The organism is Nonomuraea sp. 10N515B, assembly GCF_052245915.1.
Taxonomy (GTDB): Bacteria; Actinomycetota; Actinomycetes; order Streptosporangiales; family Streptosporangiaceae; genus Nonomuraea.
On the sequence record NZ_JBQQBQ010000009.1, the window covers coordinates 149,957 to 170,384 of the forward strand.

Genomic DNA, 20,428 nt, shown 5'->3' on the forward strand with positions numbered 1-20,428 from the left:
AGGTCGGTTGGGAGGTCCGGTGACGGTCAGCACTCACGCGCGGCGTACCCGCATCCAGGTCACGGGCGCTGCCAGCACGGCGGTACGCCCGCTCCTGGAGTCGCCGCGCCGCCCCGCCCGTGTGCTCGCCGCCTTCCCCGCGGGGGTGTATCTGGAGGTCAGGACCGATCTGGAGCCTTCGGTGATCGCCGTCATCACCGGCGAGGCCACCAGGCTGCCGAACTCGGCGCTGCTCGCGGGCCCACTGCCTCATGTCACGGTGGGTGACGAGGCGTCGGTGGGTGATCGCGCGATCGACGTGGGGCACCTGAGTTTGCGCGTGCGCCGCTGGTGGGATCCGGCCCCGTCGCTCGGGTCGGCTGATCGCGATTGCCTGACCGGCGCCGCCGCGATCCTGGCGCGACCCGCCGAGCCGCGGCCCGGCCTGCACGGCAACGGCGCGGTCGCCTCGCTGGCCGCCGCCTGCGCGCAAGGGTGGCTGCTGGGTGTCGTCACGGCGGCCGAGCAGCTCATCGGGCTCGGGCCGGGGCTCACGCCGAGCGGTGACGACGTGCTGGCGGGACTGCTGGTGACGTTGCGGCACGTGGGCAGGGCCACGGGGGCGGAGCGCGCGGTGTGGCTGGCGGACTGGCTGGGGGCGACCGTCACGTTCGACGCGCGCACCCGCACCACTCCCCTGTCGGCCACGCTCCTGCACTGCGCGGCCAGAGGCGAGGCCAGCCCTGAGGTGCTCGCGGTGCTGCGCGGCGTCACCGGCGGCCAGGCGCTCGAACCGGCGCTGAACCGCCTGCGCCGTCTCGGCCATACCTCCGGCGCCGACCTCGCCCAGGGCGTCGCCATCGGTGCGCACGCCGTCCTGGCCCTTGGCGGGCAGCGGTGAGCCCAGAAGGGGTGAGCGCAGAGGTGGTGCTGGTCCGTAAGGGGGCGTACTACGACTCGGTCCAGCTCATGCGGGTCAGCCGGGCGCTGGCGGACACGCCGGGTGTCGAGGCGGCCATGGTCGCCATGGCGACGGACCTCAACGTCGCCGTCATCAAGGACCTCGGCTTCACCGTCCCCGAGGCCGGTCCCGGCGACCTGCTGATCGCCGTCAGGGCGCACGACACCCGGGCAGCCGTCGCCGAGGCCGACCGGCAGCTGACCACGCTCCAGCGTCCTGGGACCGCGACCGAGCAGCCGCCGCTGACCACCGGCTCGGCTGCCGCCAGGGGCCCGGCCGATCTGGTCCTGGTCTCGGTGCCGGGCGAGCACGCGTTCTGTGAGGCGTACGACGCCGTCCTGGCCGGCCTGCCCGTCATGATCTTCAGCGACGGCGTGCCCGTCGCGCAGGAGCGGCGGCTGAAGGAGCTGGCGGAGCAGCGGGACGTCCTGGTGATGGGCCCGGACTGCGGCACCGCCTCGATCGGCGGCGTCGGCCTCGGCTTCGCGAACGTCCTCGCCCCCGGCCCCGTCGGCGTGGTGGCCGCCTCCGGCACCGGCGCCCAGCAGGTCACCTCGCTCCTGGACTGGGCGGGCGCGGGCATCAGCCACATCCTGGGGGTGGGCGGCAGGGACCTGTCGGCCGCGGTCGGCGGCCTGTCGACGCTGCGTGCGCTGCGCATGCTCGACGAGGACCCGGCGACCGAGCTGATCGTGCTGATCTCCAAGCCGCCCGCCCACGAGGTGGCGCGCCGCGTGGAGGAGGCCGTGGCAGGGCTGCGTACGCCGGTGGTGTCCGCGTTGCTGCCCGCGGATCTCACGGAGGCGGCGGAGCAGGCGTTGCGCACCCTCGGGAGACCCGTGCCCGAGTGGCCGTCCTGGCCGGGCGCCCTGCGAGAGACCTCGGGCAAGACACTCAAGGGCGTCTACGCCGGCGGCACGCTGAGCCTGGAGGCCGCGGCGCTGGCCGGGCAGGGCGACTTCGTCGACTACGGCGACGACGCCTACACCAGGGGACGGGCGCACCCGATGATCGACCCGACCCTGCGCGTGGAGGCGCTGTCCCGGGCCAGGGAGACCGACGTGGTGCTCATGGACGTCGTGCTGGGTCATGGCGCCGACCCCGACCCCGCGGCATCCCTCGTGCCCGCCATCGCCCATACCCCCGCCACCGTCGTGGTGGCCCTCGTCGGCACCCTGGGCGACCCGCAGGACCTGCACCGCCAGGCCGCCGCGCTGCGGGCGGCGGGCGCGGCCGTGTTCCTGTCCAACGCCCAGGCGGCCCGGCACGCCAGGAGTCTCATATGAGCCCACTGTCCGCCCCGTCCAACGTGATCACGGTCGGCGCGGGGCTGCTCGACGAGGCACTGACCGCGCAGGCCGTGCCGACGACCCCGGTCGACTGGCGCCCGCCCCTGCCCGGCACCGCGGAGGCGCTGGTCACGGTGCTGGCCGACCCGCGCAGGCAGGCCGCCAACGAGCTGGCCGCGCGCCGGCTCACCTCCGCGCGACCGTACCTGGCGGGGGTGCGGCGGGCGTCGGACGTGCTGGCCGACGGCACCTTCCTGCACGCCGGGCCGCCGATCACGTGGGAGCGGGCCTCGGGGCCGATGCGCGGCGCGCTGATCGGCGCGATGTTGCTGGAGGGCCTGGCGGGCGACGAGCACGACGCGGCCGCCAAGCTGGCGGCCGGCGAGATCACGCTGCGGCCGTGCCATGAGCACGGCGCCGTGGGGCCCATGGCGGGCGTGGTGAGCCCGTCGATGTGGGTGTTCGAGGTACGCGACGAGGAGCACGGCGGCACCGCCTACTGCTCGCTGAACGAGGGCCTGGGCAAGGTCCTCAGGTACGGCGCGTACGGACCCGAGGTCCTCGACCGGCTGCGCTGGATGGACACCGTGCTCGGCCCCGCGCTGGCCGCGACGCTGGAGCGGACCGGCCCGATCGACCTGCGCTCGCTGATCGCGCAGGCCCTGCAGATGGGCGACGAGCTGCACAACCGCAACCGGGCCGCCACCTCGCTGCTGCTGCGCGAGCTGGCCCCGGCCGTGGTCGAGGCCGCGCCCTCCAGTGCCGCGGAGGTGCTGCGCTTCATCAACGGCAACGACCACTTCTTCCTGAACGCCGGCATGGCCGCGGCCAAGGTCAGCACGGACGCGGCCCGGGACATCCCCGGCTCGACCATGGTCGTCGCCATGGCCAGGAACGGCACCGACTTCGGCGTCCAGGTGTCGGGGCTCGGCGGGCGCTGGTTCACCGGTCCCGCCGGGGTGCCCGACGGGCTCTACCTGGGCTCGTACGGCCCCGGCGACGCCAACCCCGACATCGGCGACTCCACGATCACCGAGACGTCGGGGCTGGGCGGGTTCGCGATGGCGGCGTCCCCGGCCATCGTGCGGTTCGTGGGCGGCGAGGTGGCCGACGCGGTGCGGGCCACCCGCTCCATGTACGAGATCACGCTCGCCGAGCACCCCGCCTACCAGATCCCGGGCCTCGGCTTCCGCGGCACGCCGGTCGGCATCGACGTCACGCTCGTGGCCAGGACGGGCCTGCTTCCGGTGGTCAACACCGGCATCGCGGGCCGGGTCGCTGGAACGGGCCAAGTCGGAGCGGGCCTGGTCAAGCCACCCCCCGAGGCTTTCACCAGCGCATTGCAGGCCCTTGCCGGCGCAGTAAGTGATCCATTTGATGAGTGATATATCTGCACGTCATCAGCACCGTAAAGGGGCATCAGCTTCCATTACGGATTCCCCGCCGATATCGTGTCCAACCTCAATAATCTGCAAGTAGCGTGAAGACGCACGTGACGGATGAGGCGAGATGGGGGCGGGACGATGGCAGCCGACCGCTTGCTGAGCGGTCCCGGAGGAGAGGGAAGTGCCCCGAGTGGCGCCCCGCAGAGCCAGGGCCGCCTGATCGGCAGACGTTACCGTCTCATGTCGCCGGTCGGCAGGGGCGGCATGGGCATGGTGTGGCACGCCCATGACGTGCTGCTCGACCGCGACGTGGCGGTCAAGGAGCTGATCCTCCCGTACGGGCTCGACCACGCGGGCAAGCAGGTGGCGCACCGGCGCATGCTGCGCGAGGCCAGGTCGGCCGCGCGTCTGACGCACCCGGGCATCGTGACCGTGCATGACGTCGTCGAGGAGGACGGCCGCCCCTGGATCGTCATGGAGCTGGTCCGGGCGTGGTCGCTGGAGCAGGCGGTACGCCAGAGCGGCCCGCTCCCCGTGATCCAGGCCGCCGAGATCGGCATCCGCGTGCTGGACGCGCTCACGCACGCGCACGCCGCCGGGATCCTGCACCGCGACATCAAGCCGGGCAACGTGCTGCTGACCCAGGACCGGGTCGTGCTGACCGACTTCGGCATCGCCGCCATCGAGGGCGATGTGAACATCACGCAGACCGGGCTGCTCATGGGGTCCCCGGCGTACATCCCGCCGGAGCGGTTGTCCGCGCAGCCGATCACCCAGGCGGCCGACCTGTGGTCGTTCGGGGCGACGTTGTACGCGGCCGTCGAGGGGCGGCCGCCGTACGAGGGGCCCGACCCGGTGGCGGTGCTCGGCCAGGTGCTCACCCAGGACCCGATCACGCCGCAGCGTGCCGGCTCGCTGATGCCGGTGATCGAGGGCCTGCTCCGCAAGAACCCCGCGGAGCGGCTGACGGCCGCACAGGTCATGGAGATGCTGGAAGCGGTGCTGCGGGCTCACGGCTCCGCCCGTCCGCGCAAGCCGGAGACGCTGCCCAGCCCGGTCGACCCGACGCCCGCCGCGCTGCTTCCGCCGCTCGACACGCCGTCGGGACCGATGCCGTCGCGGATCGTGGAGACGCCTTCAGGACCGGTGCGCGTGCCGTACGACCCGGCGAGCAGCCCGTCGGGCGGCCACTCGATGCCGTACGACGGGCTCTCCACCCCGTCGGGCAGCCACCGGACCGACCAGCTGCCGGGCGCCTTCGGCACGGGACCGCAGGCGCCCCAGGCGTTCTCCACCGGCCCGGGGCAGCAGGCGCCCCAGGCGTTCTCGACCGGCCCGGGGCAGCAGGCGCCCCAGGCGTTCTCGACCGGCCCAGGACAGCAGGCGCCACCGGCCTTCTCCACCGGCCCAGGACAGCAGGCGCCACCGGCCTTCTCCACCGGCCCGCACCGGATGGCGGGACGAAATCGCGACGACGACTTGGACGGCCCGTCGGGACCGCACCCGCAGCCGATCCTGCCGCTGACCACCGACAGCCGCTCGTCCACGAACTCCGGCGCCACTCCGTGGCCGCTGGCCTCCCCCGACGACCTGCGCGAGCAGTCGCGTGACCTGTCGCACGACATCGGCAACAGCCGCCTGGCCGCACTGCCGGGCGCCTCGCCGCGCACGGGCAAGAGCAGGCGCAGGACGGACGAGGACGACGGGCCCTGGATGCGCGACGGGCGGCCCACGCCGCTCACGATCATCGGCTCGCTGGTGGCCGTGGCCGTCGTCATCGGCGCCGTGATGGTCATCCTGTCAGGCGGAAGCACGCCCGCGGCCACCACCACGAACACGCCCGCCGCCTCCGCCACGACGCTGCAGGCCGACCCGTCGGCCGTGCCCGAGGGCTACAAGGAGCACACTCCGGCCGGCTTCTCCGTCGCCGTGCCCGAGGACTGGAAGCTGACCACGTCGGGCGGCGAGGCGACGTTCACCGGGCCGAAGGACTCGGGCATCCGCTTCCTCGTGGAGGAGGCGACCCCGCAGGCCGACGGCGGGCTGTCCGAGCTCGGCAGGCTGGAGGCCGACGGCGGCCTGGAGAGCTACATCCAGGTGCAGTTGCAGGCAGTGGACTACCGCGGCTGGAAGGCGGCCGACTGGGAGTACACCTACACCACCGCCAACGGCGTCCCCATGCACGCGCTGACCAGGTACGTCACGATCGACGACACCACCGCGTTCAAGATCACGTTCGACCTGCCCGAGCTCAAGTGGGACGACCAGGCCGGCACGCGGCAGGCGTTCCTGGACACCTTCAGGAAGACGACATAGCCCGCAGGGGGCCATACCCAAACCCCGCCCGCCTGCATCGCGCGACCGCCTCGGAGCCGGCTGCGCCCGGTGAGGTACGGTCGGCCGTATGAGGCTGGCGAGCATCCACTTTTACCCCGTCAAGTCCACGGCCGGACACGAGATCCACGAGGCCGAGGTGCAGCCCTGGGGGCTGGCGGACGACCGGCGCTACCTGATCACCGACGAGCGCGGCGAGATCCTGACCGCCCGCGAGCAGCCGCGCCTGCTGGCCTGTGTGGCCAGGGTCGATGACGGCACGCTCACGCTGACCGGCCCCCACTCCGCTCCGCTGCGGGTCACCCCGGACGACACGATGTCCACGGTGCTCATGGGGCGCACACCGGTGGAGCTCACCGACTGCGGTGACGACGCGGCACGCTGGTTGTCGGAGCTGGCGGGCCGGCCGGTCAGGTTGAAATGGCTCGACGACCCGACCCGCCGCCCGGTCAACCCCGACTACGGCCTCCCGGAGGACCGCGTCAGCCTGGCCGATGGATACCCGCTGCTGCTGACCTCCACCGCCTCGCTCGCCCGGCTCAACGACTGGATCGTCGAGGGTGCGCTGGAGCGCGGCGAGCAGGCGCCCGAGCCGCTGCCGATGCACCGGTTCCGCCCGAACGTGGTGATCGACGGCGTCGGCACGCCCTTCGCGGAGGACGAGTGGAAGCGGGTGCGCATCGGGGCGGTCGACTTCCGGGTGAGCAAGGGGTGCGACCGGTGCGTGCTCACCACGATCGACACGGCCACGTACACCAAGGGCAAGGAACCCATCCGCACGCTGTCCAGACACCGCAAGTGGGACGGCAAGGTCTGGTTCGGCATCAACCTGATCCCGGACGGACCCGGACGGATTATGACCGGAGACTCCGTCACTATTCTCTGAAATAACGCACTAAAAGGGATTTTTCTGGATAAATGGGATGGCTGTCCCCTTTGGGGTGATGTTGGAGGCTATGCGAGACTTCACAGGTGACCAGCACCCCCACAAAGCCCGCTGTCTCCCCATCTGACCGGATCCGCATCGTCCAGCGCCGCACCTTGGGCGTGTTGTCCGTCGCGCAGATCATGGGCGGCGTGGGGGTCGCCGTCGGGCTGGCGCTCAGCTCCGTCGTGGTCGACGACCTGTCGGGGTCCACGGTCATCAGCGGCTTCGCCGGGACGGCCACCGTGCTCGGCGCGGCGCTGCTGGCCCTGCCGACGGCCAAGGCCTCCGGCAGGGGCGGGCGGCGTGCGGGACTGGCGCTGGCGTACGTGGCGGCGCTGACGGGTTGCGCGATCTCGGTGGTCGCGATCAACCTGCGCACCTGGCCGCTGCTGCTGGTGGGGCTGGTGCTGGTGGGCGGCGGCACCGCGGGAGGGCTGGCGGCGCGATACTCGGCGACGGACCTGTCGCCGAAGGGCCGCTCGGCCAGGCACCTGTCGCTGGTCGTCTGGGCCTCCACGATCGGCTCCGTCGCCGGCCCGAACCTGGCCAAGCCCGCCGACCAGATCGGCATGCGGCTCGGGCTGGTGGGGACGGCGGGGCCGTTCGCGTTCGCGGCGCTGGCGTTCGCCCTGGCGCTCGTCGTGATCATCGGCTTCCTGCGGCCCGACCCGCTCATCCTGGCCCGGCGGCTGAACGGCGCCGGGGACCCTGGCTCAGGACGCCACCGCACGGTCAGGGCCGCCTGGCAGACCCTCCGCACCACCCCGATGGCCCGCCGTGCGCTGATCATGATCGCGGTCAGCCACACGGCGATGGTGTCCGTCATGTCGATGACCCCGGTCAAGCTCCACCACGACGGCTCGAACCTGGACGTCATCGGATTCGTGATCAGCCTGCACATCGCAGGCATGTACGTGCTGTCCCCAGTGGTGGGCTGGCTGGCCGACAAGGCAGGCAAGGTGCCGGTGCTGGTGCTCGGTATGGCCCTGCTGCTCGCCTCGGCCGTCCTGGCCGGCACGGCGGGGCACCGGGTGTGGCAGGTGACGGCGGCACTGGTGCTGCTCGGGCTGGGCTGGTCGTGCGGGCTGGTGGCCGGCTCCGCCCTGGTCACGGAGTCGGTGCCGATCGACCGCCGGCCCGCCGTCCAAGGGCTGTCCGACCTGCTGATGAACGTCTGCGGCGCCACGGGCACGATCGTGGCGGGCGTCATCGTCGGCGTCCTGTCCTACAGCGCCCTCGGCCTGGGCGTCGGCGTCATGGTCACGGTCGCGGGCCTCTGGCTGGCCACCACCCACTACCGCACCCAGCCCTGACCCACCGCCGCCGGACGGCCTCACTTGGCGTCGGCGTAGCAGGCGACCGCGACCGCCTCCATCGGAAAACGCACCGGCGTCTGCCCGAACAGCAGCCTGCTGGCCTCCGCCGCCGCCGCCGACACGGCCGCCATCACCTCCTCGGCCTGCGCGATCGGGCAGTGCACTATCACCTCGTCATGCTGGAAGAACACCAGCCGCGCAGGCGAAGGCAGCAGCCCGCGCAGCACCGCGAGCAGCACCAGCGCCCACTCCGCGGCCGTCCCCTGCACCACGAAGTTGCGCGTGAACCGCCCCCGGTCCCTGGCCGCACGCCCGCCTTCCGGCCCCGACACCAGCTCCTTCCACCGGGGCGACGGCGGCGGGCAGGTGCGGCCGAGCCAGGAGCGCACGAGCCGCCCCTCCTCCCCCGCCTTGGCCGCGTCCTCCACGAACTGGTAGGCCTGGGGAAAGCGCTGGCGCATCATCGCCAGCAGCTTGAGCGCGTCCCCGCTGGTGCCGCCGTACATGGCGGACAGCATCGCGATCTTGGCGTTGTCACGCTGCCCGCCGAAGGACTGCGCCAGCGCCGAGTAGAGGTCGATCTCGCCGGCGGCCGCGGCCAGCCCCATGTCCCCGGCCATCGCGGCCAGCACACGAGGCTCCAGCTGCGCCGCGTCGGCGACGATCAGCACCCACCCGTCGTCGGCGACCACCACCCGCCGCATCACCTTGGGGATCTGCAGCGCCCCTCCCCCGCTGGTGGCCCACCGCCCGGAGACCACACCGCCCACGACGTATTCCGGCCGGAACCGCCCGTCGCGCACCCACTGGTCGGCCCACACCCACCCGTGAAAGCTGTAGAGCCTGGCCAGCTCCTTGTAGGCGAGCAGCGGCGCCACCGCCGGATGGTCGATCTGCTTGAGCTCCCACGACCGGGTGCTCTTCAGCGCGACCCCGGCCCCCTTGAACGCCTTGACCAGCTGCTGCACCGAGTCGGGATTGACCGGATGCCCGAACGCCGCCGCCACCTCGTCGGCCAGCGCCTGCAGCTTGGCGGGCCGCATGCCGTGCACCGGCCGCGGCCCGAGCAGCTCGGTCAGCAGCGCGTCGTGCACGTCCCTGCGCCAGGGCATGCCGTCGTGCGCCATCTCGGCCGCGATCAGCGCACCCGCCGACTCGGCCGCGACCAGCAGCCTGAACCTCCCGGGCTCCGGCAGCGCCCCGATCCGCCGCAGCTGATCGGCCAGCACCTCGGCCACCGCCTCCGCGGCGAGCGGCTCAGGGGCGAAGAGCGTGCCGGGCGCGTCCGGCTGCTCGTCGGGCACCGGCAACCCGTGCAGCCGCGCGTGGGCGGCCCTGGCCGAGCGGGGCTCGCCGTAGCGGCCCTCGTGCGCGAGCAGCAGGCCTTCGGTGAGCGCGATGTCGTGGCAGCGGGAGACCCGCACGCCGGCCCGCAGCAGCGCCGGATAGGTCTCGCGCGCGTCGGCCCACACCCACCGCGGCCCCTCGGCCGCCTCGATCTCGCGCACGGCCTCCGCGAGATCGACGGTACGGCGAGCCGCGCCCCCGACCGGGAGCACCGTCTCGCCGGCGACCACGACATACACGCAGCCAAGGGTGACAGACGACTACGACAAACTGATGCGCACCTCGTCCTCCACGGGCGGCTCCAGCTCCTGCGCCAGGCACCCGGTGGCGGCGAAGCACCGTAACGTCAGCTCCTCCGGCGTGACCGACACGTGCAGGAACTGCTTGAAGAACGGCGGTGTGTCCCAATCGGACAGCTCGGACAGGTAGCGGTGGAACACCTTGTCCACGGGCAACCGGAACGGCCACGGCCAGGCCCCGAGCAACCGCGCCGCCCACCGCATCCGGCGGGTGATCTTCACGGCCCCCGCGGGCGTCCTGACGGGCTGGTTCTTGATGTGCTCGGACATGATGCACAGGGCCTCGTCGGGCCTGAGGTAGAGCCACTTCATCCGCAGCCTGCGCGCGTACAGCTGGCTGTAGAACGACAGCGAGTCGCCGCGCAGCGGGTAGCACTTGAAGTCGTCCTCATGCACCCCTGCCACGCCGACCCTGCCGATGGTGTGGGTGGCGTGCATGAACGCGCCGCTGCCACCCGCCACGACGTACTGGATCACCCGGTCGCCCACCTTGACCGGATACCGCTGGTAGTTGTGCACGTCTCCGCCGATGGCCGCGACATACCGGTGCGCCGGGTCGCGCACGATGTCGTCAATCGTGCCGCCTTCCTCCAGCGGTGAGGGCTTGTAGGCGTTCGCGGTGTAGATGGGCTTGCCGGTCACGAGGATCTTCGGCCGGGGATCGAGCGAGACCCGGCGCAACCACGCGGTCTGCGCCTTGTCGATCACGTTTCTGATACCGGTGTCCACGCCGACGATGAGCAGGCTGTCGCTCTCGATCGCCCAGTACGGCCCCGGCTGCTCGGCCTGCTGCGACGGCTTGCCCCTGAGCGAGCGCGCCTCGGCCAGCCGCGCCTCGTCGATCGTCTCCGGCTTGCGCCACAGCAGCCCGCGCAGCCCGGGGTCCGGCTTGGGCTTGAGCGGCGGCGCGTCGCAGAAGACCCGCATGAAGCCGCCGAGCCCGTCGTACCAGTCGTGGTTGCCGGGGATCGCGTAAATGGGGGCGTCGTAGTCCTTGTACGGGCGGAAGAACTTGTCCCCGTACTCGTTGCCCGATCCCGTCGGATAGATGACGTCGCTGGCGACGATCGCGAAGGACGTCCCTTCGCCCACTTTGAGCATTCCGGGAACGACGGCGTATTGGGAGGCGTCGCCCTCGCCGGTATCGCCGAGCAGGAGAAAACTGAAATTTCCCCCAACGGGTGGCTTGATACGAAATTCCGGATCAATCCCGCGTGCCTCCTGGGCCGCCACCCACCGCACCCGGACATCCCCCGAGGGATCGCCGAACAGTCCAGCCAGGATCTCGTTGCGCGAACGCCACAGGGTCGCCGGATTCAACCAACTAAACCCAACACCATTCGGTCTGAGCTGGTCAAACGTACCGATCTGCGTGCACGCCCACCCGGCGCCCGCTTCCGACACTCGTGAGGAAAGCTGTTTTCCGCGCTCCGCCGCGACTTCGACCATGACCACATCTTCACCGCGATCTCCCATTCGCGCACCCCGAACGCTCTGTACCGCAGAGAACAATGGTGTAGCCTTCACCCCCCAAGCAAGCGGTTGGGATCGCCCAGGGGAGGCGCCGCCCATGACGCAGAACGGCCCGGACGACGCGCTCAGAAAGGGCACGTCCGAGGCGAGGGCCATCGAGGGATTGCTGGCATATGCCCAGAAACGACCCCGGTGGGGCAATTCCGCGATCGCCTGCGTGAACGAGGCCATCGCCAGGAGCCGGGCCCTGGCCAGGGAACATCCCGGCGAGCACACGGAGCTGTTGGCACGCTGCCTGGGCACGGCGGCGAACGTGCTGCTCAAGCGGCGCCGGGCGAAGGAGGCGCTGCCGCCGGCCCAGGAGGCGGTGTCGCTCACCCGGGCGGAGGGCGGCGCCCCGCTCGTGGTCTCGCTGCATCGCCTGGCCGCCGTACTGGAGGCGCTCCACCGCTACAGCGAGGCCGCCGAGACGCTGGCCGAGGCGGACGGCGTCACCCCGCCGCCGGACGCCTGAACAGCGCGTGCGGCCGCCGTATGGAGCGCCGGCGCGGGCCCGGCCGCCTCAGCCGGTCCGCGGGATCAGCACGCCGGGGTTGAGTATCCCCGCTGGGTCGAGCCGGGATTTGACCGCCTGCAGGATGGCGACGCCGACCGGGCCGAGCTCGGCGGCATAGGCGTCGAGATGATCGCGCCCGACCCCGTGATGGTGCGTGATCGTGCCGCCCGCCTCGACGATGGCCGCGCTCACCGCCGCCTTGGCCCGCTCCCACTGCGCCACCGGGTCCTCCTCCTGCGCGGTGACGACCGTGAAGTACAGCGACGCGCCGGTCTCGTACACGTGCGAGATGTGGCACATGACCAGAGGAGAGCCGAGCTCGCCGAGCAGGGCCAGCCGCACCGCGTCGTAGAGCCGCGGCAGATCGGCCCAGAACCCGGCCGTCTCCAGCGTCTCCACCGTGGCGCCGGCCGCGAGCAACGCGTCCCGCAGGTAGGGGGCGGAGAAGCGCCCCCGCTCCCACTCCTCCCCGGACACCTCGCCCATGGGCTCGCCGCCCATGCGCTGCAGCACGCCCGCGACCGCGTCCCGCCGATCCGCGAGGGAGATCCCCGGGCCCGCCGCCGAGGCGCCCACGCCTTCGCGACCGGTCGCCGGCCGGCCCTCGTAGCCGACGATCGCCAGGCAGCCCGCCTCGCCGCCCGGGTCGATCGTCTCCGGCTTGGCCAGGCCGAACGTCGTCTCGTTCTCGTCCGACAGCCGCAGCACGGCCGGCAGCGGCCCTTCCTGGGCGATCATCCGCAGGGCGGCGCTTCCAGCGGCGAACGACGCGAAGCGCCACCGCTCGTACAGCCGCTCGGCGGGGGCGCGCCGGACGCGCAGCCGCAGCGAGGTGATGACCCCGAAGACGCCCTCCGAGCCGAGCAGGAGCTGCCGCAGATCGGGACCGGCCGCCGACTTGGGGGCACGGCCGAGGTCCAGGTCGCCCGACGGCGTGGCCACGGTGAGCCCGACCACCATGTCGTCGAAGCGGCCGTATCCGGCGGAGGCCTGGCCGCTGGAGCGGGCCGCGGCGAAACCGCCGAGCGTGGCGTACTCGAAGGACTGGGGGACGTGCCCGAGCGTCAGCCCGTGCGCGGCGAGCAGCCGCTCGGCGTCGGGGGCCCGCACCCCCGGCTCGAACTCGGCCACCATCGACTCGGTGTCCACCGACCGCAGCCGGTCGAGCCGGCCGAGGTCAAGCGCGATCACGCCCGCGAAGCCGGTGCGGGAGGCCTGGAGCCCGCCCACGACCGAGGTGCCGCCGCCGAAGGGCACCACGGCGATCCGCTCCGTGGTGCACAACCGCAGCAGCGCGGCCACCTCCTCGTGGGAGCCGGGCAGCACCACCGCATCGGGCGCGTCGGAGCCGTCCCCGGCACGCATGCGCAGCAGGTCGGGGGTGGACTTGCCGCGGGTGTGCCGGACGCGGTCGCCCCGCGAGGTGAGCACGTGCTCCTCGCCGACGACCCCGGCCAGCGCCCGCAGCAGCGGCTCGGGCAGGGCGATCGGCGGCAGCTCCACCGACTCCAGGGTGGCGGCGGGAGCGGGCGGCGGACGCACCCCCAGCAGGTCGTGCAGCAGCTTCAGCACCTGATCGGGCAGCTCGCGGCTCTTGGCGGGATCGCCCCAGCCCGCCCATCGCATAGGTTCTCTCGGCACGCTTACACTGTGACACATGACGTTGATTCGTCACAATGACAGCGTTCTTGACGCGGCTCGCGACTGCGTGCTGGCCTACGGGGTGCGCAGGACGACGCTCACGGACGTGGCGCGCCGGGCGGGCGTGTCCCGGATGACGATCTACCGCCGCTGGCCCGACGTGGGCTCGCTGGTCGCCGATGTGATGACCAGGGAGTGGGTGAGCGTCGTCGCCGGCCTGGACCTGTCGGATCCGGTGCGCGCGGTCGTCGCCGGAGTGCGGGGGCTGCGCGCGCACCCGCTGTGGCGGAAGATCGTGGAAGCGGATCCCGAGCTGCTCATGCCTTACCTGCTGGACCGGCGGGGCGCGACCCATGAGGCCGTGCTCCAGGTGCTGGAGCCGGCCGTCGGGGATGCGCGCAAGGCCAGGGCGGTGCTGCTGGTGGCGCAGTCGTTCCTGGTGTCGGCGCCCACCATGCTCGACCCTGTGACGCTCGACGAGCTCGACGCCGAGCTCACCACCCTCCTGGAGGCCTACCTGTGAGAAGTTCGCTGAACGCCCGCCGCCGCGCCCGCGAGCTGCGCGAGGTCGCCGAGGAACGCGTGGACGTGCTGGTGGTGGGGCTGGGCGCGACCGGGGCCGGCGCCGCGCTCGACGCCGCCGCGCGCGGGCTGAGCGTGGCCGCGATCGACGCGCACGACCTGGCGTTCGGCACGTCCAGGTGGAGCTCGAAGCTGATCCACGGCGGCCTGCGGTATCTGGCCAGGGGGCAGGTGGACGTCGCTTACGAGAGCGCGGTGGAGCGCGGGATCCTGCTGCGCAGGACGGCTCCGCACCTGGTCAAGGCGCATCCGTACGTGCTGCCGCTGACTCCGGCGGTCTCCCGGCGGCAGGCCGCCCTGATCATGGCCGGCTACCGGGCCGGCGACACCCTGCGCGCCGCCGCGCGCACACCGCGCCGTCTGCTGCCCGGCCCCACGCGCCTCAACGCGGCCAGGGCGCACACGCTGGCCCCCGTGGTGAACGAGGACGGCCTGCGCGGCGCGCTGCTGTCATGGGACGGCCGGCTGCTCGACGACGCCCGGCTGGTGGTGGCGATCGCCAGGACCGCCGCCGCGCAGGGCGCCCGCGTGCTGACCCGCTGCCGCGCGCTGCGGCTGTCGGAGCGCGGCGCCGAGGTACGGGACGAGCTGACGGGCGAGCACTTCACCATCCGCGCCCGTGCGGTGATCAACGCCGCCGGCGTGTGGGCGGGCGGCCTCGATCCCCAGGTGAAGCTGCGGCCCTCGCGCGGCACGCACCTCGTGCTGAGCCCGGGCACGCTGCCTGGACTGATCGCCGGCATGCACCTGCCCGTGCCGGGCGAGCTCAACCGGTTCGCGCTGGTTCTGCCTCAGCGCGACGGCCGCGTGTACGTCGGTCTCACGGACGAACCCGTGGAGGGTCCGGTGCCCGACGTCCCCGAAGCGCCCGAGGAGGACGTGAGAGCGCTTCTGGAGGTGCTGAACGGGGTTGTCGGGGCCCGGGTGACCAGAGAGGCGGTTGCGGGCGTCTACGCGGGCCTCAGGCCTCTTCTGGCGGCCGACGGACGCACGGCGGACCTTTCCAGGAAGCACGCGGTGCTGTCGGACGGCGGCGTGGTCACCGTGATCGGGGGCAAGCTGACGACATATCGGCGCATGGCCGAGGACGCAGTGGATCGAGCGGTCTCATCCAGGAAGCTCCCGGCCGGCCGGTGCCGGACGCGGAAGATCCCGCTCGCAGGCGCCGGGCCGCAGCCGTCCGGCGTGCCGATCCGGCTGGCCGAGCGGTACGGCAGCGAGGCCGAGGCCGTGCACGAGCTCGTCAAGGCATACCCGGAGGAGGTCGGTCTCGGCATCACCGAGGGCGAGCTGATGTGGTCGGTCATGCACGAGGGCGCGCTCGACGAGGACGACCTGCTGGACCGGCGGACCAGGATCGGCCTGGTCAGAACGGACAGGGACCGCGCCCTGCCCGCGACACGGGACGTACTGGATCGAACCAGCCACGCCTGACCCCACCAATCCGTTAGGTTAGTCTTACCTAATTCGACGGAGCGAGGGAGAGAAGGCGTTGGCGAGGGGCTGCGAGCATCCTGTCGGGTGTCACACCGGGGCGGTGCCCACACTGGCCAGCGCCACCGTGGGAGCCCGGCTGTGGCTGCTCATCGAGCACAACGGCGCCTGGCCCTCCCACCTGGAGAGCTTCGAACATACGGAAAAATTCTCCGGAATCAACAAACTCGTCCGCCGCGCGCTCGAACGTGGTATCAGGCCCCAGCTGATCCGCCGCCCCGGCAAACGGACCCGCCCGCAGGAGCAGGGCATCCGTGTGCTATTGGCGTACGCGGTGGGGGACCAGCCCTGGCTGGCCGGCGGCGTCATCGCAGGTCCTGACGATCTTGACCTGGACGCGCTGGTGGCCGGAGTGGTCCCGGAGTCCTGCATACTTGAAGACGAGCCGGTATTTCTGGTCTGCACGCACGCCAAGCGCAATGTGTGCTGCGCCCGCATTGGACTACCCCTCGCTCGGTCCCTGGCCGATTCTCTGCCGGACAGAGTGTGGGAAACGTCACACGTTGGCGGCGATCGCTACGCCGCCAACCTCGTGTGCTTGCCACACGGAATTTTCTACGGCAGCATGTCTCAGGCTGCTGCACTGGCAGCGGCTAACGCGTACCGGTCGGGCGAGGTCATTCTCGACCGTTACCGGGGACGCGCAGGCATCCCTGAGCCATTGCAAGCCGTCGAGCACTTCGCCCGAGCCCATACGGGAGAGTGTTCCGTCGGCGCGGTGGCCGTGGAATCCTCCAGGTCGGACGGTGACGTCACCGTAGCCATCGTGCGTTGCGGCGACGTCCGGCTCCAGGTTGTGGTTGAGCCATCGGCGTTCACAGCGCCGTGTGGCACGGCTTGCGCCGAGACGATCACTACCTACCGGCTGGTGTCGCTGGACAGGCTCGCGCCTGTGCGGTACGCCACGCCGGCTCTTGCCTGAACAGGGAACATCACGGCCGTACGTTGCGTTGGAACAGTGACGCCAAAAGCGTCCAATGCGGCTCAATTACCGAAATACCTCTCACGAAGGTGGTTTTCTCATGTCTCAGGTACGTCGGCAGCTCGCCCGCCCGCGCCCCAGCTGGGGTTGGCAGGATGATGCCGCGTGCCGGGGTGAGGACCTCGTGCTCTTCTTCGGCCCCGATGGGGAGCGGCAGCCCGAGCGTGACGTACGTGAGCGGAAGGCCAAGGCGATCTGCGCCCAGTGCCCCGTCCGCAACGAGTGCCTTGACTACGCGCTGTCCCGGCCAGAGAAGTACGGCACGTGGGGCGGTCTCAACGAAGACGAGCGCGCTTCCGAGCGGCGCCGTCGCATGCGCCGCGCGGCCAGCGCCGGCATCTCCGCCGCCTGACATACCCGGCAGCGTCACCATCGCGTGATCAAGCAGTTGTGCCGATGAACCGGAGCCTGGCCCTCCATGCCCAGGCTCCGGCGAACCCGGTCGGGACAACTGCCTGATCAGGCGGATCCCACGGCGATCGCCGCGCTCCCCCGGCGCGGCGTCGTCTCCACTGAGCCCATGGCGCGACGACAGCCGCGCCGACATCTGGCGGTCATCGCCCGTTGCCGTATGTTCGGAATCCCGTCATATGGCCGCCTTAGGGTGCCCGCCATGAAACGCATTTCCATCCTGATGTGCGCGGGCGTGACGGCCTTGTCCCTGGCCGCTCCCGCCGCCGCCGACCCCGGACGCCACGGCCAGCAGCCCGGTTTCGGGCAGGCCACGCTGACCGGGTTCGCCTCGCTGCCCGCACTGACCTTCGTCCCCGGGAGCGAGCCGTCGGGATCGTCCCTGGGCACCGCGCCCGTCAACGGGGTCACCCCGCCGTTCCCCGGCCAGCCCGTCCAGGGCTTCAGCGGCATCGTCCGCCGCCACGACGGCACCTTCGAGGTGTTGTCCGACAACGGCTTCGGCGGCAAGGCCAACAGCGCGGACTTCCTGCTGCGCGTGCACCGGGTCAAGCCCGACTTCACGGCCAAGTCCCTCGAGGTGCTCGGCGGGTTCAACCTGACCGACCCGCGCGGGCTGGTGAAATTCCCGCTCACCCGGCAGGACCGCAAGCTGACCGGCGCCGACTTCGACGTCGAGTCGATCGTGCGCACCGTGGACGGCACGTACTGGATCGGCGACGAGTTCGGCCCGTTCCTGCTGCACTTCGACCGCAAGGGCCGGCTGATGGAGGCTCCGATCGAACTGCCGGGCGTCCGCGCGCCCGAGAACCCGAACCTGAACGGCGCCCAGCCCAACCTCGGCGGCAGCAAGGGCTTCGAGGGCATGGCCAGGTCCGTGGACGGCCGCCACCTCTACCCGCTGCTCGAGGGCACGGTCGCCGGTGACCCCGCGGGGACACTGCGGATGAACGAGTTCGACCTGCGCGAGCGGGCCTACACCGGGCGGCGGTGGACGTACCGGCTGGACTCGCCCTCCCACGCGATCGGCGACGCGATCGCGGTCGACGCCGACCGGTTCCTGATCATCGAGCGGGACAACCTGCAGGGCGACGCCGCGCAGGTCAAGCGCATCTACTTGGCGGACATGCGGGACAAGGACGGCGACGGCGCACTCGACAAGACCCTGGTCGCCGACCTGCTGAACATCGCCGACCCGCGCGGCCTCGGCGGCGCGCCGGGGACCTTCAGATTCCCGTTCCAGACGATCGAGGACGTCGTCATCCTTGACGACCGCACGCTCGGCGTGCTCGACGACAACAACTTCCCCTTCTCCAACGGCCGCACTCCGGGCAAGCCGGATGACAACGAGTTCATCACCATTCGACTGACCCGCGGTCTCAAGGCCGACCCCCGCGTCTACCGGTAGGTGCCACCCAGGCTCGGCCGGTGGCCCGGCCACCGGCCGAGTCGGGCAGAGTGCGCCTGCCATGGCACGCCGCCGGTTATCCGCGTGCCTGCCGTGGGCTCTGCGCCGGGACATGTGCGCGGCGCGCCCCGCGCGTGACCGAAATCTGCTCCAGGAGTCGCCCGTAATCCGGCGTCTCAGACGATGAGGTCGTCGAATTCGCCGTCCTTCGCGCCGAGGACGAACGCGGTGATCTCCGCCTGGGTGTAGACCAGCGCCGGTCCTTCGGGGAAGCGTGAGTTGCGCATGGCGATCTCCCCCGTGGGCAGGCTCGCGACCTCGACGCAGTTGCCGTTGGGGTTGCTCCGCCTGCTCTTGCGCCAGACGACGGGAAGGCGGCCGGCGGGTGTTCCGTTCCGGAACTCGTGCATGGGGGCAGCTCCTCGCGATCTTACGGATGCACGTGCATCCGCGTTTGCGAGGTGACAATACGGCAACACGTTGATCTCCATATACCGGACGACCAAAAATCCCGGTATGTGGTGGATCACAGGGATATCAGCGGGGCTATCAGCAGATCATGCGGAAATGAGGCGTTCCAGGAAGCGCCTGGTCTCCTTCGGCGTCTCCGCCTGGATGCTCAGCCGGTCCATGACCTCCATGTAGTGGTCGGAGTCGGCGGGTTTGTCCAGGTAGAGGGCGCTGGTGAGCTGCTCCATGTAGACCACGTCGGGCAGCTCGGGCTCCGGGAAACGCAGAATGCTGAACGGCCCCCCGGCCGCCGCGTGGCCACCGCGGTCGAACGGCATGATCTGCACGGTGACGTTGCGCGAGCCGGTGATCTCCAGCAGATGGGCGATCTGCGCCCGCATCGTGTCGGGACCGCCGAGCGTCCTGCGCACGACGGCCTCGTCGATCACCGCCCAGAGCTTCAGCCCGCTCTCAAGCCGCTTCTGGCGCATGGTGCGCACGGCCACCCGGCGGTCCATCTCCGCCCGCGTGGCCTTCTCGTGGGCCAGTTCGATGACGGCCCTGGCGTAGTCGGGAGTCTGCAGCAGGCCGGGGACGAACTGGTTCTCATAGGTGCGGATGCTGGAGGCGGCGCCCTCGAGGCCGATATAGACCTCGAACCAGGTGGGCAGCACGTCGGTGTACTTGTGCCACCAGCCAGGAGCGTTGGCCTGCTTGGCCAGGTCGAGCAGCGGCTGACGTTCGGCCGAGTCCGTGACCCCGTACAGCGTGAGCAGATCGGCCACGTCGCGCTGCTTGAAACTGACCTGACCGAGCTCCAGTCTGCTGATCTTGGCGTGAGATGCGCGAATCGAGTACCCGGCGTCCTCGCGCGAGATACCCTTCTCCGTACGGAGCCTACGGAGTTGGGTTCCGAGCAGGATACGCAGCACCGTCGGGCTTCCCGGCGAATAGCTGAGAAGCTTCCCTTCCGCGCTCTCTGCGCTCACTGCGCCGCTCCAAGATCGTCTGCACGTGCAGATGCTATTGGCATCTGTAAACTACGAAAAGTCTTGCATTGGTCAGCACACCCCGTAAAGATGGGCATTGGATCACCAGACCGCGCTTCGGGGGCCAGAATGACGACTTTCGACGCTCGGCCGCAAGCCGCTATCGGTTCCCGGCCACCAGGATGGCTCTCGTCCATTCTGGTCGATGGCCGTGCCGGTGACTGCGACGCTGTGTTCCCCTTTCATCAGCGTTCGGCGCTCGAGCCCGCCTGCGTGGCCACGGCCAGGCGGTTCGTCGATCATACGCTCACTACGTGGGGCGCCATCGAGGTCGCTTTCGACGCGCAACTGGTGGTCTCCGAGCTGGTGACCAACGCGATGCGGCACGGCGGCGGCGCCGCGCAGCTCCGGCTCCTCGCCCACCAGGCCGAGCTGGCCTGCGTGGTGACCGACCACAGCCAGACCGTTCCGGTGGCCGCCACACCCGACGTGTTCTCGGAGTACGGGCGGGGGCTGCGGCTGGTGGACGCCCTCTGCACGGCTTGGGGGTGGCTGTCCCCCGGCGGCCCGCGCAAGCTGGTCTGGGCCGTGCTCGCGGGCTGAG

The 20,428-nt window shown here is 71.2% G+C and carries 18 protein-coding genes; 13 read left to right on the forward strand and 5 right to left on the reverse strand.

Annotated features, from left to right (window positions below):
• The first annotated feature begins 19 nt into the window (after window positions 1-19).
• From ACTWQA_RS15880 to ACTWQA_RS15905, 6 genes are all read left to right on the forward strand, one after another.
• Window positions 20-880 carry a DUF2877 domain-containing protein gene (locus tag ACTWQA_RS15880; protein ID WP_443159987.1) on the forward strand — a complete coding sequence of 287 codons (861 nt, stop codon included), beginning with the start codon at window positions 20-22 and terminating at the stop codon, window positions 878-880.
• Window positions 881-891: 11 nt separating this feature from the next.
• Complete coding sequence (locus tag ACTWQA_RS15885; protein ID WP_443159988.1) at window positions 892-2,226, forward strand: FdrA family protein; 1,335 nt, start codon at window positions 892-894, stop codon at window positions 2,224-2,226.
• Window positions 2,223-3,614 (forward strand): DUF1116 domain-containing protein, encoded by a 1,392-nt coding sequence (locus ACTWQA_RS15890; protein WP_443159989.1) that lies wholly within the window; start codon window positions 2,223-2,225, stop codon window positions 3,612-3,614. Before ACTWQA_RS15885 ends, ACTWQA_RS15890 begins: the two co-directional genes overlap by 4 nt.
• A gap of 240 nt (window positions 3,615-3,854) precedes the next feature.
• Window positions 3,855-5,930 (forward strand): protein kinase domain-containing protein, encoded by a 2,076-nt coding sequence (locus ACTWQA_RS15895; RefSeq protein ID WP_443159990.1) that lies wholly within the window; start codon window positions 3,855-3,857, stop codon window positions 5,928-5,930.
• 88 nt (window positions 5,931-6,018) lie between these two features.
• Window positions 6,019-6,834: an MOSC domain-containing protein gene (locus ACTWQA_RS15900; protein ID WP_443159991.1), complete on the forward strand. Its 816-nt coding sequence runs from the start codon at window positions 6,019-6,021 to the stop codon at window positions 6,832-6,834.
• An 86-nt stretch (window positions 6,835-6,920) separates the two neighbouring features.
• Complete coding sequence (locus ACTWQA_RS15905; protein ID WP_443159992.1) at window positions 6,921-8,189, forward strand: MFS transporter; 1,269 nt, start codon at window positions 6,921-6,923, stop codon at window positions 8,187-8,189.
• Window positions 8,190-8,209: 20 nt separating this feature from the next.
• Here the strand turns inward: ACTWQA_RS15905 and ACTWQA_RS15910 are convergent, their stop codons facing one another.
• On the reverse strand, window positions 8,210-9,778 hold the full coding sequence (locus tag ACTWQA_RS15910; protein WP_443159993.1) for a bifunctional 3'-5' exonuclease/DNA polymerase: 1,569 nt from the start codon (window positions 9,776-9,778) through the stop codon (window positions 8,210-8,212).
• Between the two features lie 21 nt (window positions 9,779-9,799).
• Window positions 9,800-11,158 (reverse strand): metallophosphoesterase family protein, encoded by a 1,359-nt coding sequence (locus tag ACTWQA_RS15915; RefSeq protein WP_443159994.1) that lies wholly within the window; start codon window positions 11,156-11,158, stop codon window positions 9,800-9,802.
• A 250-nt stretch (window positions 11,159-11,408) separates the two neighbouring features.
• On the opposite strand from ACTWQA_RS15915, the gene ACTWQA_RS15920 reads away from it, so the two are divergent.
• Window positions 11,409-11,825, forward strand: a complete 417-nt coding sequence (locus tag ACTWQA_RS15920) for a hypothetical protein (protein ID WP_443159995.1) — start codon at window positions 11,409-11,411, stop codon at window positions 11,823-11,825.
• 48 nt (window positions 11,826-11,873) lie between these two features.
• Here ACTWQA_RS15920 and ACTWQA_RS15925 read toward each other — a convergent pair whose 3' ends face one another.
• Complete coding sequence (locus ACTWQA_RS15925) at window positions 11,874-13,493, reverse strand: FAD-binding oxidoreductase (RefSeq protein WP_443160120.1); 1,620 nt, start codon at window positions 13,491-13,493, stop codon at window positions 11,874-11,876.
• Window positions 13,494-13,524: 31 nt separating this feature from the next.
• Here ACTWQA_RS15925 and ACTWQA_RS15930 point away from each other — a divergent pair, with 31 nt between their 5' ends.
• From ACTWQA_RS15930 to ACTWQA_RS15950, 5 genes are all read left to right on the forward strand, one after another.
• Window positions 13,525-14,031, forward strand: a complete 507-nt coding sequence (locus tag ACTWQA_RS15930) for a TetR/AcrR family transcriptional regulator (RefSeq protein ID WP_443159996.1) — start codon at window positions 13,525-13,527, stop codon at window positions 14,029-14,031.
• The gene (locus ACTWQA_RS15935; RefSeq protein WP_443159997.1) at window positions 14,028-15,524 is read left to right on the forward strand and encodes a glycerol-3-phosphate dehydrogenase/oxidase; all 1,497 of its coding nucleotides are present in this window, start codon (window positions 14,028-14,030) and stop codon (window positions 15,522-15,524) included. The genes ACTWQA_RS15930 and ACTWQA_RS15935 overlap by 4 nt, the downstream gene beginning before the upstream one ends.
• A 103-nt stretch (window positions 15,525-15,627) precedes the next feature.
• Window positions 15,628-16,506 (forward strand): sucrase ferredoxin, encoded by an 879-nt coding sequence (locus tag ACTWQA_RS15940; protein WP_443159998.1) that lies wholly within the window; start codon window positions 15,628-15,630, stop codon window positions 16,504-16,506.
• A 100-nt stretch (window positions 16,507-16,606) separates the two neighbouring features.
• Window positions 16,607-16,918 (forward strand): WhiB family transcriptional regulator, encoded by a 312-nt coding sequence (locus ACTWQA_RS15945; protein WP_080036407.1) that lies wholly within the window; start codon window positions 16,607-16,609, stop codon window positions 16,916-16,918.
• A gap of 261 nt (window positions 16,919-17,179) precedes the next feature.
• Window positions 17,180-18,385, forward strand: coding sequence for an esterase-like activity of phytase family protein (locus ACTWQA_RS15950; protein WP_443159999.1), 1,206 nt, complete (start codon window positions 17,180-17,182; stop codon window positions 18,383-18,385).
• A gap of 176 nt (window positions 18,386-18,561) precedes the next feature.
• Here ACTWQA_RS15950 and ACTWQA_RS15955 read toward each other — a convergent pair whose 3' ends face one another.
• Window positions 18,562-18,795: a DUF397 domain-containing protein gene (locus tag ACTWQA_RS15955; protein ID WP_443160000.1), complete on the reverse strand. Its 234-nt coding sequence runs from the start codon at window positions 18,793-18,795 to the stop codon at window positions 18,562-18,564.
• A 147-nt stretch (window positions 18,796-18,942) separates the two neighbouring features.
• Complete coding sequence (locus ACTWQA_RS15960; RefSeq protein ID WP_443160001.1) at window positions 18,943-19,824, reverse strand: helix-turn-helix domain-containing protein; 882 nt, start codon at window positions 19,822-19,824, stop codon at window positions 18,943-18,945.
• Window positions 19,825-20,055: 231 nt separating this feature from the next.
• On the opposite strand from ACTWQA_RS15960, the gene ACTWQA_RS15965 reads away from it, so the two are divergent.
• Window positions 20,056-20,427 carry an ATP-binding protein gene (locus ACTWQA_RS15965; protein WP_443160002.1) on the forward strand — a complete coding sequence of 124 codons (372 nt, stop codon included), beginning with the start codon at window positions 20,056-20,058 and terminating at the stop codon, window positions 20,425-20,427.
• Window position 20,428 lies beyond the last annotated feature (1 nt).

Bases quoted from the DNA above. Each gene is read 5' to 3' on its own strand.
- ACTWQA_RS15920 (WP_443159995.1), top strand. From the start codon at position 11,409: ATGACGCAGAACGGCCCGGACGACGCGCTCAGAAAGGGCACGTCCGAG.
- ACTWQA_RS15955 (WP_443160000.1), bottom strand. From the start codon at position 18,795: ATGCACGAGTTCCGGAACGGAACACCCGCCGGCCGCCTTCCCGTCGTC.
- ACTWQA_RS15890 (WP_443159989.1), top strand. From the start codon at position 2,223: ATGAGCCCACTGTCCGCCCCGTCCAACGTGATCACGGTCGGCGCGGGG.
- ACTWQA_RS15945 (WP_080036407.1), top strand. From the start codon at position 16,607: ATGTCTCAGGTACGTCGGCAGCTCGCCCGCCCGCGCCCCAGCTGGGGT.
- ACTWQA_RS15925 (WP_443160120.1), bottom strand. From the start codon at position 13,493: ATGCGATGGGCGGGCTGGGGCGATCCCGCCAAGAGCCGCGAGCTGCCC.
- ACTWQA_RS15930 (WP_443159996.1), top strand. From the start codon at position 13,525: ATGACGTTGATTCGTCACAATGACAGCGTTCTTGACGCGGCTCGCGAC.
- ACTWQA_RS15950 (WP_443159999.1), top strand. From the start codon at position 17,180: ATGAAACGCATTTCCATCCTGATGTGCGCGGGCGTGACGGCCTTGTCC.
- ACTWQA_RS15900 (WP_443159991.1), top strand. From the start codon at position 6,019: ATGAGGCTGGCGAGCATCCACTTTTACCCCGTCAAGTCCACGGCCGGA.
- ACTWQA_RS15895 (WP_443159990.1), top strand. From the start codon at position 3,855: ATGTCGCCGGTCGGCAGGGGCGGCATGGGCATGGTGTGGCACGCCCAT.